This is a genomic window from Hydrogenobacter sp. (assembly GCA_041287335.1).
Lineage (GTDB): Bacteria > Aquificota > Aquificia > Aquificales > Aquificaceae > Hydrogenobacter.
Window position 1 is genome coordinate 14,450 of sequence record JBEULM010000006.1, and the last position, 13,999, is coordinate 28,448.

The following is a 13,999-nucleotide window of genomic DNA, read 5'->3' on the forward strand; positions in this document are numbered from 1 at the left end:
TGTTGAATGGGATGAAGAACCTTTATCTGAACTTGTTTGCGCTTTTACTCTTAGTTGTACTTTCAGTTGGTATAACCCTTTTCAAGCCAGTCAATTTAGGGTTAGACCTTAGAGGTGGTATATCTATGTTACTTGAGCCTGACATGGATTACGCTCTAAGTCAAGAATATGAGAGGTACGCAAAGGATGTGGAAAAAAAATTAAGGGAAGCGGGTATAAATATCTTAGATGTGACATCGGGAAAGGACGGTATAAAAGTAGAGATCCTTGACGAAAGGGACTTTGATAGGGTATCTCAGATAGTGAGTAAGGACTTTCCTAGATTTGAAAGTGTCAAAACCCAAAAAGGTAAAATCCTCTTAAAACTAAAAGATAGGGAGGTAAGTCAATTAAAAGATAACGTAACAGGTCAGATAGTTGAGGTATTAAGAAAAAGGATAGACGAGCTGGGTGTGGTTCAACCTATCATAACCAAGGTAAGCGGTGATAGGGTGCTTGTAGAACTTCCAGGTGTCTTGGATATAGATAAGGCAAGATCCATAATTGGAAGAACCGCACTTCTTGAACTGAAGCTAGTAGTGGACAGTGGTCCAAAAGAGACACTTGAGCAGAAGCTGAGTAAAGATACGGAACTTCTGCCTTCAAGAAATCCTCAGGAGTGGTTTCTTGTGGAGAAAACGCCTGTCATCACAGGTGCGGACCTAAAAACAGCATATACGAGCAGTGATGAATTTGGCGCTCCAGCTGTAACCTTTGAGTTGACAGACAGAGGAGCAAAGACTTTTGGAGATGCAACAGAAAAGAACATAGGGAGAAGGCTTGCCATAGTACTTGATAAAAAGGTCATGTCGGCTCCAGTAATAAGAAGCAGAATAACAGACAGGGGACAAATAACCGGACAGTTCACACCAGAAGAGGCAAAAGAACTCGCCATAGTCCTGAGAGCGGGTGCATTACCTACTAACGTAAAATTCCTTCAAGAAACAGTGGTAGGTCCATCCTTAGGAAGGGATGCTATACAGCAGAGCATTAGAGCAGGCATGGTAGGTTTTTTGCTTCTTGTTGCTCTACTTTTGGGAAGATATAAGATGGCAGGTGTTACAGCCAATCTTTCTATACTTCTCAACGCTCTATTTTTGTGGGCTGGTTTAGTACTTTTGGGTGCTACTCTCACCCTTCCTGGCATAGCAGGTATACTTCTGAATATGGGTATAGCGGTTGACTCTAACGTGTTAATTTTTGAAAGGGTAAAAGAAGAGCTAAGATCCGGAAGCACAGCAAGGAAGGCTGTTGAGCTTGGTTACAGAAGATCTCTTAGCGTTGTATGGGATACGCACATAACCCTTCTTATCGCTGCACTTATACTCTTTCAGTTCGGAAGCGGACCAGTGAAGGGTTTTGCGACAACTCTGACCATAGGTAGTATAGCTTCCTTTATATCAAACGTTTACTTTGCCAAGTTCTTCCTTGACTTACTTACCAAATTCAGGATACTGAAGATATGAATCGGGGTACGCACCAACTCAGGTTATAATAAATTCTCCATGCTCAAAAGGACCAAGTATTGCGGGCAGGTTTCTGAAGAAGATCTCGGGAAAGAAGTGATTTTATGCGGATGGGTACACAGGGTTAGAAATCATGGAGGGGTAGTTTTCATAGATCTGAGGGATAGAGAAGGCATAGTGCAGGTGGTTGCTGAGGAGAAAACACATCCTGAAGCTTATGAAGTTGCGGATTCCTTAAGGTCCGAGTATGTGGTGGCTATAAAAGGAGTTGTCAGAAAAAGACCTCCAGGTACGGAAAATCCTAAACTCAAAACAGGGTATTACGAAGTTTTTGCACACCGTATAGAGGTACTAAACACATCTGACCCTCTACCTTTCCCAGTTGACGAAGATACTCCCGTATCTGAAGAGTTGAAGCTAAAACACAGATATCTTGATCTCAGACGGGAGAGTATGAAGGAAAATATCCTCTTCAGACACAGGGCTTACCAGTTAACGAGGCATATTTTCATAAAACACGGTTTTGTGGAGATAGAGACGCCTTTCCTCACAAAGTCCACACCTGAAGGAGCCAGAGACTTTTTGGTACCTTCAAGACTTCACCCTGGAAAGTTTTACGCCTTACCTCAGTCGCCTCAACTTTTCAAACAGATCCTTATGATTGCAGGCTTTGACAGGTACTTTCAGATAGTTAAGTGTCTCCGAGATGAAGATCTCAGAGCCGATCGCCAACCAGAGTTCACACAGATTGATTTTGAAATGTCTTTTGTTGAAGAAGAGGAGATTATGTCTTTCAGTGAAGAGCTTGTGTGTACTTTGTTTAAGGAGCTTCTGGGAATAGAACTTAAAAGACCCTTTGATAGACTCTCCTATGGTGATGCTATGGAAAACTATGGTAGTGATAAACCTGACAGGAGATTCGGACTTAAGCTTGTGGATCTAACGGACGTTTTTAAAAATACGAGCCTTAAGGTCTTTAAGGATGCTATAGAAAATGGGGGGGTTGTAAAGGCTATAAACTTCAAAAGCTCCTATCTTTCAAGGAAGGAGATAGATGAACTTACTCAATTTGTACAAACACTTGGGGCTAAGGGACTCGCATGGATAAAGGTAGAAAATGGTAAACTCAATTCCCCAATAGTCAAGTTTCTTGGCGATGAGGAACTGACCTTGCTTGTGAAAAAAACTGATGCTGAAGAGGGAGATACTCTCTTTTTCTCAGCGGACGCAAGAGAAACTGTTTATAAAATCCTCGGAAACCTGAGACTCTACATAAGCAAAAAATACGAGCTTGTAAAGGATAACACTTTTGATGTACTGTGGGTTGTAGATTTTCCCCTTATGGAGTGGGATGTTGAGGAGGGAAGATTTGTATCGCTACATCATCCCTTTACATCACCAAAAGAAGAAGACATACCGCTACTTGAGAAAGCTCTAAAGACCAGTGATGTTGATGAGAAGAAAAGGCTCGTTCACAGTGTGAGAGCGAGAGCCTACGATCTTGTTATAAACGGTTACGAAGTTGGAGGAGGTTCTATACGTATTCACAGGAGGGACATTCAGGAGATAGTATTTAAACTGCTCGGTATATCGGAAGTTGAGGCTGAAGAAAAGTTCGGTTTTCTCCTCAGAGCTTTACGTTACGGAGCACCTCCTCATGGTGGACTCGCCTTCGGTTTTGATAGACTCTTGGCTATAATGAGGGGTCTTGATTCCATAAGGGATGTGATAGCTTTTCCCAAAACTCAAAAAGGGATATGCCCACTCACAGGTGCACCGGACTATGTAAGCCCAAAACAGTTAAAAGACATACATATCAAGGTGTTTGAGTAACATGTTTTCCATCAAAGATTTAAAAAACACAGTACGAGCTATGGGAGCTGTCTTTGGGGATATAGGAACCAGTCCCCTTTATGCCCTTGCGGTAGTAATTACGCTTACAAAACCAGAAAAACAGCAGGTTTTGGGGATAGTGTCTCTCATAATTTGGACGCTTATAATCCTCGTCACCATACAGTATGCGTGGTTTGCTATGAATCTCAGCATAAAGGGTGAGGGAGGTACTATAGTGCTGGGTGAAATAGCCAGGTCTCTTACAAAAAGCGAGAAATTAAAAAGGCTATACAGGATACTGGTTTTTATAGGTGTAGGTTTTTTGCTCGGTGATGGGGTCATAACACCTGCTATAACTATACTTAGCTCGGCAGAAGGCATAAGACTGATACCGGGCTTTGAAAATACCGCTCAAGCAGAGATCATAGCTATAGCGCTCATTATAACGCTATTACTATTTATGTTACAGCCAAAAGGCACAGGTAAGATAGGAGATTACTTTGGTCCAATTATGCTTGTATGGTTTATTTCAATAGGGTTTATAGGACTCATTAACTTTTTAAGTTACCCCCATGTAATCTGTGCGATAAATCCCTACTACGCAATAGATTTTTTGATTGAGAACCCATTAAAAGGATTTATAGCTCTCTCAGAGGTTATACTTGTCGCAACAGGTGGAGAGGCACTCTATGCAGATATGGGACACCTGGGAAGAGTTTCCATAAGACGTGCATGGACCTTTGTATTTCCCATGCTCGTTTTAAATTACTTAGGTCAGGCTTCCTTTTATATGAGTGTCTCAAAATTGGATGCTCAATCACTTTTCTTTGAATCCGCACGCTTTATACTGGGAAACTTACTTTACATACCCTTTCTGATACTTGTAATACTCGCAGGAATAATAGCCTCTCAATCCCTTATAAGCGGTGTTTTCTCAATAATATTTCAAGCTATAAATACAAGAATAGCACCACTTTTAAATATAAAGCATACTTCAACGGAAATAAGCACTCAAATATACATACCTGCAGTCAACTGGGCGCTTATGATAGGCGTGATCTTTATGTATGTAAATTTCAAAACTTCAAGTAGTATGGCATCGGCGTATGGATTTGCAGTCAGCACCGTAATGGTTATAACGGGTTTTTTTCTTGCGGTCATTCATCTTATAAAAAAAGAAATTTTTTACTTGTTGGGTTCAATCTTTTTGCTATTTGTTGATGTCGCTTTTTTCTTGTCCAACTTTTACAAAATACCGCATGGTGCTTACTGGTCTGTCATATTTGCTCTCCTGCCTGTATCAGTCATGACTTTATACACTTCTGGACAGGCAAAGCTTTACAGAAAGATGAGATTTAAACCCTTTAAAGAGTTTGTTCTTGAGTTTGAAAAGCTATACAGTGAAAGTCCCAAGATAAAAGGCACAGCCATATTCCTAATTAGGGATCTCAAAAATATTCCCCCTTATGTAACTCAAACCCTTTTTGAACATGGTATCCTATACGAAGATAACGTATTTTTGTCCCTCGTAAAGAAGGATGAGCCTTTCGGTGTTGATACCTTTTTAAAGGGAAGCATAGCTCAAGGACTGAGGCTTGTTGAGATAAGATACGGTTATATGGAAGTGCTTGATATAGATAAAGAGTTAAAAACCGCAGGCATTCAGGAAAGGTCTATCTTTTACGGTGTTGAGTATATATACACAGATAAGCCCATCTGGAAGATCTTTAGCTTACTTAAGCGTTCCACACCGAGCTTTGTAGAATTTTACAGATTCCCACACGGAAAGCTTCACGGTGTTGCTGTCAGGGTTGAGTTTTGAAGTATATAATCCCACCCCTATATATGTTATAGGCAAGAAAAATACAAGAGAGTAGATGTACGAATGAGGATATTATGTACATTCTGTTAAATACAAAGGCAATGGATGTTAAAATAACCCATATCAAGTGCAGGTAAAAACTGCACTTTATCCTTTCTGGTAGTATCACATCAGACATAAGAGGCACCATGGGTCTGTTTTCGTTACTCATATGAAACCATACCAGAAAGGGAATTATCCTGTACATCATACCCATTATAATGCTCGTAAAAAAGACGGCGTAGAAAAAGAGAAAGTGAAGAAAGAAACGATCTCTCAAAATGAAGAACACCAGAGACAGTATGAGACATATCTGTCCAAGGTACCAAAAGTGTAAGGTGTAATCCTCAGCTTTTCTCCTTCTTTTTATCAATCTTTTGAGTGTGAGGAAGGCATAAATAAAGAAGAGTATACTTAAAGGTAGGCTGAATGCACCGCTTATTAGAGATAAGGGTAAAAAGAGAGTAACGAGCAGTGGATAGTTCATAGAGAAGTTTTTAGGATAACCTTGCGTTACAAAGAACATCTCCACAACTTGAAAGGATACACTGGCTATAAGCAGTCCTATCCATCCGAATAAAAGTATACTGTAGTGAAGGCTTAGGGTTTTTTCAGACGGTGGTAAATAACCGTAATAGGAGAGGACCCTGTAAAATCCCACCGTCACTCCAAATAGGAGAAACACCAAAGAGAACTTCATACCTCTTGATGTAGGTGTAAAGCTCTTGATCTTTATAAGGTGGTACAGCATCAACAAAGAGACGTAAAGTATTCCCGTATATGTGAGGAGGGAACCCAAAAGGAACAGTTTACCAGAAAAGAAAGCATAAACGAATATGGATACTCCTGAAGATAACAGTACATAAGACACAAAAGCTTTAGGTTTTGGATTTTTTATGACCGCACCTGCAACTACGGGTAGCATCTGGAAAAGCGCCCCGAACATTGTGAAAAGGGCAAATCCTAAGGTATAAAGGTGTACGAGCGCAGGGAGGTAAAAGACGGTTTTTAGAGCCATGTAAAGTTCAAAAATTGAGATGATCACACCAAATACTGTGGCGGTAAAGAAAAAGCCGAAAACTACTATAAAGGGTGGTGCTTGCTGTAGGGAAAGCCCACCTTTGGTTATCATAACCTTTCCATCTTTTCTATAATTTCGTCAGCAGGCAGGTGCTGGTCACACATGGGATAGAGTATCTGTTCCTCCTTCATGTTGTGCTGACCGATAAGCACCATAAAAGTGTCCCCCAAAGAGAGGAAGGTCTTTTTATCCCTCTCCTTTATAGCTTGTTCCATTCTCTCCATAAGATCCCTTGCTTGTGCGTGTTCCATTCTCATCACCTGAGTCGGTCCCATAATCATACCGGTAGTTTCTTCAAAGGCGGGGAAAAGAATATCCTCTTCTCTCTTGAAGTGTAAAAGAGTAGCCTCCTTAAAAGATTTAAAGGTTTCTTCGGCTTGATCCCATTTGCCTTCTTGCAAGCTACTTTCAACTTTCGCATAGAGAGTATCGCATTCCCTGTGTTCTTCCGTCAGATAATCCTTAATATTCATCTCTCTCCTCCGTTTAACATGAGTATATATATACTTACTTTATTACGAAGTGTCAAGATGAAAGATAAGTTATACTTTTAATTGTTATGCTCAGAGGTTATCTTCCGTTCGTGGCTTCATCCTCTTCGCTTCTTGTCACGCTCATAGTAGGGCTTTTCTATCTTCAAGAAAGGGGTAAACTTTACTACGCAGTTCTATTTCTAACCGCCTCTCTTTTTATTCTATCCTCGGTAGAGATTGCTTTCTCTACTGCGAAGAGCTTTATTGAGGATTACAGGAAACACAAAAGCTTGGTGGACTTTCTTTATGATTTCTTTTCTTCCCTAAAACTTGCTATATTTTTGATGGTATCTCTGGGTATCCTTTCTATGCTCGGTTCTACTTACATTCAACAAAATCAACCTCTTGGTTTTTACCTTGATAAGTTCGGTGTGGATGTAGGGCTGTGGTTTTGGAAGCTCTGGCTGACAGACGTTTTTCATTCATGGTACTATATAGCTTTTATAGTGCTTCTTGCAGTTAATCTGATAGTATGCTCTATAAAAAGACTCCCGAGAGTTTGGATACATACCTTTACAAAAGAGAGGTTTCAAAGGCTTGACGAACATACGCAGAAACACCTCAAGCCCGTGAGTTTTCGCATCAACCCATCAAAGGAGAAAGTGATCGCCTTTCTTAAAAGGCTTGGCTTTAATGTTTATGTGGATGAACAGGAAGGAAAGTTTTATTTTTACGGAGAAAAGGGTAGGTATTCCCGATTGGGTGTTTATGTGGTTCATGTAGGTTTGCTGATTATTATGGCAGGGGCGTTGATAGATGCACTTTGGGGTATAAGGGGATCCGTCATAGTACCTGAGGGATCAAGAAGCGACACGCTTACCATCCAATCTAAAGGAACAGAGATCAAATTACCCTTTCAGATAGAGCTTGAGAACTTCAGGATAGTAACCTACGGTGATGAGGCAAGGAGGGAAGGGAAGAAAGTCAGCACGCCTTTTAGGGATGATGTGGCAAGCTTTGAAAGTGACATACGCATCATCAAAGATGGTCATGTGGTATCTCAAGGCACAACTGCGGTTAACTCTCCCTTTGATTTTGGCACTTACAGGATATTCCAGGCAACTTATGGACTTACCGGTGAAGCAGGCAGTGTAAGACTTGTAATTTTTGATAAAAATAAAGTGGTGAAAGACCCAAAATCCGCCTTAGTTGGTGAAGTGGAGCTAAAAGCTGGTAAGGTTGCCGAGTTTAAGGATATGCTTCTTTCCATAGATAGATCAACATTAAACATAGAGAATGAACAGGCAGGAATGAGTGGAGATCTCAAGCCTGCTATTATAGTTAAAGTACTTCTCCATCATAAGGCTTACGACGTGCCTGTGGTTTACTCTCCTGAACTCACCCTCGTTGCTTACACTCGGATGGCTGAATTAAAGGATTTTCCTTATGTCTTTTTCATGTCAGATTTTAGACCGAGGTTTTTCAGCGGTTTTCAGGTATCAAGACAGCCCGGTACACCCATAATATGGATAGGCTCTCTTTTGGTAGTGGGTGGGATGATAGTAGCTTTTTACACAGTTCACAGAAAAGTGTGGATGAGGCTGGAGGGAGATACACTTTGGGTAGCTTTTTGGTCTCACAAACTCAAAGAGGACTTTAAAAAGAGCTTTTTAAGAGCTTTGGAGGAGCTCAGGCATGAAAGTACTGATAATGGAAAAGAATCTCATGCTGCTTAGCAGGATAAAAAACAGTTTGTCAATGCACGATGTGAGGGTGGGTTCTGACTTTAGAGACGAGCATGTGGTTTTTATAAATGTAGAAGCATTTCCAGTAAATGTCATAAGGGAACTAAAGAACAAAGGGGCAAAAGTGATAGCATACTGCGGTCACAAAAATGTTGAGCTTCAAAAAACAGCGAAAGAAGCTGGTGCAGACCTTGTAGTACCAAACAGTCAGGTTATTGATGCAGAAAGCCTCATTGAAAAACTCAAGGGATAAAGTCACGGATAAGTTTCAAACACTTATAAATCAACTCCATAGGCAGAACATAAAGTGTATATTTCCAAAGTCCCTTTATTCCTCACTTGCATAGTGAGGGCTTGCTTCATGACCCAAGATAGGTGGATTATAATTAAATACTCCATGAGAGACATAGGTGAGTACGATCACAGGAGTATAGAGAGTAAGTATTCAAAAAAGTGGGTAGAGGAAGCCATTTACCATACAAAAGATATAAAGAAAGACCTGAGATTTTCCATAGTTATACCGCCTCCCAATGTGACGGGTTCTCTTCATATGGGACATGCTCTCAACGTTACGCTTCAGGACATAATCTGCAGATGGCAGAGAATGTTAGGCAAAAGTGTGGTATGGGTTCCGGGCTTTGATCATGCAGGCATAGCAACTCAGTACGTTGTAGATAAAAAGCTCCAAGGGGAAGGAAAAAACAGACTTGATATGGGGAGAGAGAAATTTTTAAAGGAAGTGTGGACATGGGTGCCTATCTCAAGAAACTCTATAAAGGAACAGCTTGAGAGGATAGGTGTAAGCGTTGATTGGAAAAGAGAGAGATTTACCCTTGATGAGGGATTTTCAAGGGCTGTAAGGTACGCCTTTAGGAAGCTTTACGAAGACGGTCTTATATACAGAAGTGAGTACATAATAAACTGGTGTCCAAGAGATCTCACAGCTTTATCGGATCTTGAAGTTGAGCATGAGGAAGAAGAAGGGAAGCTTTACTATATAAAGTATCCTCTTGAGGATAATTCTGGATACATAACGGTTGCCACAACAAGACCGGAAACCATGCTTGGAGATACAGCCGTTGCCGTTCATCCTGATGATGAAAGATACAGACATCTCATAGGGAAGAGAGTAAAACTTCCCTTAGTTAACTGGAAAAGGAGATCTATGTCCGGAGAGGAAGTGTCTGCGTACATACCTGTAATAGCCGATCAAAGTGTGCTTTCCGAGTTTGGAACCGGTGCGGTAAAGATAACTCCAGCTCATGATCCCAATGACTTTGAGATAGGCAGAAGACACAATTTACCCTTTGTAAAGGTTATGGATGAGCATGCACGCATGAACGAAAATGCCGGAGAGTTTGCTGGACTTGACAGGTACCAGGCGAGGGAAATAATACTGCAAAAGCTTTCCGAGCTTGGTCTGCTGGAAAAGATAGAACAGCATAGACATGCAGTTGGTAAGTGCTACAGATGTAAAACCACCGTAGAACCTATGGTTTCCCTCCAATGGTTCGTAAAAGTTTCCGATCCGAGGATAAAGGACGGTGCGGTAAACGTAGTGAAGGAAGGTAAGATAAGATTTGTGCCTGAGGGTTGGAAGAAAACTTATCTACAATGGATGGAAAACCTCAAAGACTGGTGCATATCAAGACAGATATGGTGGGGACATCGGATACCCGTATGGTACTGCAAAAGTTGTGGTCGTGAAAATGTATTTACGGATGATGATTTTGATAGGGTTTATGACAAGATCATTTTTAACTTGATAGCTGATGGGAAAATAGGGTATGAATTTACTCCGGAAGAAGTGGAAAGTATCTTGCATTCTCCATCTTTTACACATCCTAATATAACTCTACTTGAGTTTTACAAAAAGTATGCTTTCCATAAGTATCACTCTACGGAAGTTGATGCAAACTCTTTAAGGCTTTTCTTTTCTCAGGATCTCAATCCTATGGCGATGCTTACAGAGAAAAAAAGCAGGTACAGATATGATCCAAGGTACAAAAAGTACAGATTTATCCTAAGATGCAAGCATTGCGGTCACGAGGAGCTGGAACAAGACAGTGACGTTTTAGATACCTGGTTCTCTTCCGCTCTGTGGCCTTTTGGTGTCTTTGGCTGGCCAGAAAAAACCCAAGACCTTGAAAAGCTTTATCCTACCGATCTTTTAGTGACAGGCTTTGACATCATCTTCTTTTGGGTTGCGAGGATGATAATGATGGGTACATACCTTATGGAGGATATTCCCTTTTCGGATGTTTACATACATGCCCTTGTAAGGGACGAAAAGGGTCAAAAGATGTCAAAGACGAAAGGTAACGTAATAGATCCGCTGGATATGGTGGAAAGATATGGTGCTGATGCTCTTAGATTTACCCTTGCCATACTTACCCAGCAAGGAAGGGATATAAAGCTCTCTGAAAAGAGGTTTGAAGGCTACAGGCATTTTGCTAATAAGCTTTGGAATGCAGGAAGATTTATACTTATGAATCTTGATGGAGACCTCCTTCAAAACCTACCCTACAGCGCACCACCAAAAAGTGAAGACCTTTGGATACTCACCAAACTAAACAGGACCGCACAGAAAGTAAATAAAGCCTTAAGTGAGTATGAATTTTCCGAAGCTTCGCAAGCCCTTTATGAATTCGTATGGGGTGAGTTCTGCGACTGGTATCTTGAAATGTCAAAACTTAGGCTTTATGCTAAGGCGGATGAGAGCCTTCCGGAGGAAGAAAGACAAAAACAGGAAACAAAGATAAAAGCCGAAAGAATAACAGCTCAAGCAACACTTTTGAGTGTGTTTGACAGGATACTTAAACTTTTACATCCCTTTATGCCTTACGTAACCCAGGAGCTTTACTCCAACTTACCAACCAGTTATGAAGAAAACATATCTCTGACTGAGTTTCCTCTATACAATCCTCAGGAAGTATATCCAGATGCGGAAGAAAAAGTGGAGAGGCTCAAAGGCATAGTATCCTCAATAAGATCCCTCAGAAGTGACCTGAAGATAGAACCCTCAAAGAGGATAAGGCTTTACTATAGAGCCAGTCAATCGGAAAAGCTCGTTGAGGAATTCAGACAGCACCTTTTGAACCTTGCAAGGCTTGAGGATCTTCAAAGAGTGGATCAAAGACCCTCTAATGCTTTAGCTGGCTTTTACGGAGACTTTGAGTTTTTCATACCAGTGGAGGAGGGCATAAAGGTGACCGAACTATTAAACTCATATACGAAGAGACATCAAGAGGTTTTAAGATCACTTGAAAGCGTTGAAAGAAAGCTGAAAAACGAAGAGTTTTTGAAAAAGGCACCTAAGGAAGAGATAGAAAAGGCTGAAAGGATGAAAGAGGAGCTTATTGCAGAAAAGAAAAAGCTTGAGGAACTTATCGTTTTGCTTCAGGAAGTAAAACCTGCTGGAGCATCACAATGAGGGAAAAAATTAGAGTGCTTGTAACTGGAGGAGCGGGCTTCATAGGTTCTAACATAGCCAAAGAGATAGAGCGCAGATTTGAACGCTCAAAGGTTTACGTACTTGATAACTTTTCCTCCGGAAACTTCAAGAACTTGTTAAGTTTTAAAGGTGAAGTTATCACTGGTGATATAAGGGACGCCCGGCTTTGGGAGTGGATGATAAAAGAGTACGAGTTTGATGTAATATTTCATAACGCTGCAATAACAGATACTACGGTTACTGATCAAAAGCTCATGATGGAAAACAATGCGGACAGCTTCAGACACGTATTAAGATCGGCTCTCTTTTGGAAAGCTAAGGTTATATACGCATCATCGGCTGGTGTTTATGGAAACACACCCCCTCCCATGAGGGAAGACGGACAACTAAAGCCGGAAAATATCTACGGATTTTCCAAGCTTATTATGGATAGGATCGCTCTGAGCTTTTTGGAGAAACACAACGAAATCAAAGTGATAGGCTTTAGATACTTTAACGTTTATGGTGAAGGGGAATCTTTTAAAGGCAAGTCAGCCAGCATGATCTACCAGATATACACAAAGATCTCTTCAAAAGAAAAACCCAGACTGTTCAAGTGGGGAGAGCAAAAAAGAGACTTTGTTTATATAAGGGATGTGGTTAAAGCTAACATGCTTGCATTAGAAAAGGATGTATCTGGTATCTTCAATATAGGTACAGGGGAAAGTAGGAGTTTTAACGAGATTGTTGATATCCTCAGCAAAGAACTTGGTGTAAAAACACAGGTTGAGTATTTTGACTGTCCGTACGATTTTTACCAAAACCATACGGAAGCTGATATAAGTAAGGCAAAGCAAGTTCTCGGATATTCACCAGAATTTTCACTTGAGGAAGGTATAAGGGATTACCTGAGGAGCTTACAATCATGAAAGAAAACACCATACACCACCTTGTAGAAAAAGCCAGAATACTCCAATCAGCACTTCCATACATAAAAAAGTTTTACGGTAAAACGTTCGTGATCAAGTACGGTGGATCTGCTATGATAGAAGAGAGCCTCAGAGAAAGCTTTGCTAAAGACATATTGCTACTCAGGTATGTGGGTATAAAAGTTATAGTGGTACATGGTGGAGGACCTCAGATCAGCGCTACACTTGAAAGGTTCGGAATAAAATCCATTTTCGTAGGAGGCATGAGAAAAACTGACGAAGATACTATGCACGTAGTAGAAATGGTGCTTGCTGGAGATATAAACAAAGACATAGTAGCTCTTATAAACAAACACAGCGGAGATCAGATATATGCGGTAGGTCTTTCGGGAAGAGATGGAAATCTTATAAAAGCAAGAAAGTTAAATAAAGATGAATACTTCAAGGAGTTGGGACTTGATATTCCCAAAGAGGACATAGGTTTTGTCGGAGAGGTTATAAGCATAAATACCCATCTTTTACAGACCTTAATGGAAAACAACTACATACCCGTTATAGCACCTGTAGGAGTAGGCATGCAAGGTGAAGCGTACAATATAAACGCAGATCTGGTAGCATCCGAAGTGGCAAAACACATAAAAGCCGAAAAGCTCATATTCCTGACTGATACGGAAGGTATAAAGGATCAAAAGGGAGATGTTATATCTTCCTTGAGCAAAGAACAAGCGCACAGGCTTATAAAGGAAGGTATTATAAAAGGAGGAATGATACCTAAGGTAAAGAGTTCCCTAAAAGCTCTTGAAAATGGCGTTAAAAAGGTACATATAGTGGACGGTAGACTTCAGCACTCAATACTATTAGAAGTATTCACTGAGGAGGGTGTAGGTACAGAAATAGTGAGCTAACACCGTGATACCCACTTGACTTGAAAGGTTCATCAAGAGATAATATTTATAAGGTAAGGAGGGGTACTAAAAACCCCTTGATTTTTTTTGGCAACTGAATATGGTATGTGTTTTAAAAAGGAAAGGCAAGTCAAGGGTGTCATCTTGATGTCAAGATGCTTTTATGCGTTGATGACTTTATGACTTGATGACATACCATTTAAAAGCTTGTGTGTCAAAGCTTTAAACTTTATA

At 40.6% G+C, this 13,999-nt stretch carries 10 protein-coding genes; 8 read left to right on the plus strand and 2 right to left on the minus strand.

Annotated features, from left to right (window positions below; genetic code table 11):
• The first annotated feature begins 11 nt into the window (after positions 1-11).
• Genes secD through ABWK04_00855 form a run of 3 tightly spaced genes read left to right on the plus strand, consistent with a single transcriptional unit; the run spans position 12 to position 5,160 of the window.
• Positions 12-1,505: a protein translocase subunit SecD gene (gene secD / locus ABWK04_00845; protein MEZ0360432.1), complete on the plus strand. Its 1,494-nt coding sequence runs from the start codon at positions 12-14 to the stop codon at positions 1,503-1,505.
• Positions 1,506-1,544: 39 nt separating this feature from the next.
• A complete protein-coding gene (gene aspS, locus ABWK04_00850) occupies positions 1,545-3,338 on the plus strand; it encodes an aspartate--tRNA ligase (GenBank protein MEZ0360433.1) in 1,794 nt (597 codons plus the stop codon).
• A 1-nt stretch (position 3,339) separates the two neighbouring features.
• Entirely contained in the window at positions 3,340-5,160 is a 1,821-nt protein-coding gene (locus tag ABWK04_00855) for a KUP/HAK/KT family potassium transporter (protein MEZ0360434.1), read from the plus strand.
• Here ABWK04_00855 and ABWK04_00860 read toward each other — a convergent pair.
• Both ABWK04_00860 and ABWK04_00865 read right to left on the minus strand, forming a co-directional pair.
• On the minus strand, positions 5,144-6,331 hold the full coding sequence (locus ABWK04_00860) for a hypothetical protein (GenBank protein MEZ0360435.1): 1,188 nt from the start codon (positions 6,329-6,331) through the stop codon (positions 5,144-5,146). The two genes, ABWK04_00855 and ABWK04_00860, sit on opposite strands and share 17 nt — an antisense overlap.
• Entirely contained in the window at positions 6,328-6,753 is a 426-nt protein-coding gene (locus ABWK04_00865; protein MEZ0360436.1) for a hemerythrin domain-containing protein, read from the minus strand. The genes ABWK04_00860 and ABWK04_00865 overlap by 4 nt, the downstream gene beginning before the upstream one ends.
• An 86-nt stretch (positions 6,754-6,839) precedes the next feature.
• Here ABWK04_00865 and ABWK04_00870 point away from each other — a divergent pair, with 86 nt between their 5' ends.
• The 5 genes from ABWK04_00870 to argB all read left to right on the plus strand — a co-directional run bounded on the left by ABWK04_00870 (position 6,840) and on the right by argB (position 13,765).
• A complete protein-coding gene (locus ABWK04_00870; GenBank protein ID MEZ0360437.1) occupies positions 6,840-8,489 on the plus strand; it encodes a cytochrome c biogenesis protein ResB in 1,650 nt (549 codons plus the stop codon).
• Complete coding sequence (locus ABWK04_00875) at positions 8,449-8,751, plus strand: hypothetical protein (protein MEZ0360438.1); 303 nt, start codon at positions 8,449-8,451, stop codon at positions 8,749-8,751. Before ABWK04_00870 ends, ABWK04_00875 begins: the two co-directional genes overlap by 41 nt.
• 144 nt (positions 8,752-8,895) lie before the next feature.
• Entirely contained in the window at positions 8,896-11,931 is a 3,036-nt protein-coding gene (locus ABWK04_00880; protein MEZ0360439.1) for a valine--tRNA ligase, read from the plus strand.
• An 8-nt stretch (positions 11,932-11,939) separates the two neighbouring features.
• A complete protein-coding gene (gene rfaD, locus ABWK04_00885) occupies positions 11,940-12,860 on the plus strand; it encodes an ADP-glyceromanno-heptose 6-epimerase (protein MEZ0360440.1) in 921 nt (306 codons plus the stop codon).
• Positions 12,857-13,765 carry an acetylglutamate kinase gene (argB, locus tag ABWK04_00890; GenBank protein MEZ0360441.1) on the plus strand — a complete coding sequence of 303 codons (909 nt, stop codon included), beginning with the start codon at positions 12,857-12,859 and terminating at the stop codon, positions 13,763-13,765. The genes rfaD and argB overlap by 4 nt, the downstream gene beginning before the upstream one ends.
• Positions 13,766-13,999: the final 234 nt, after the last annotated feature.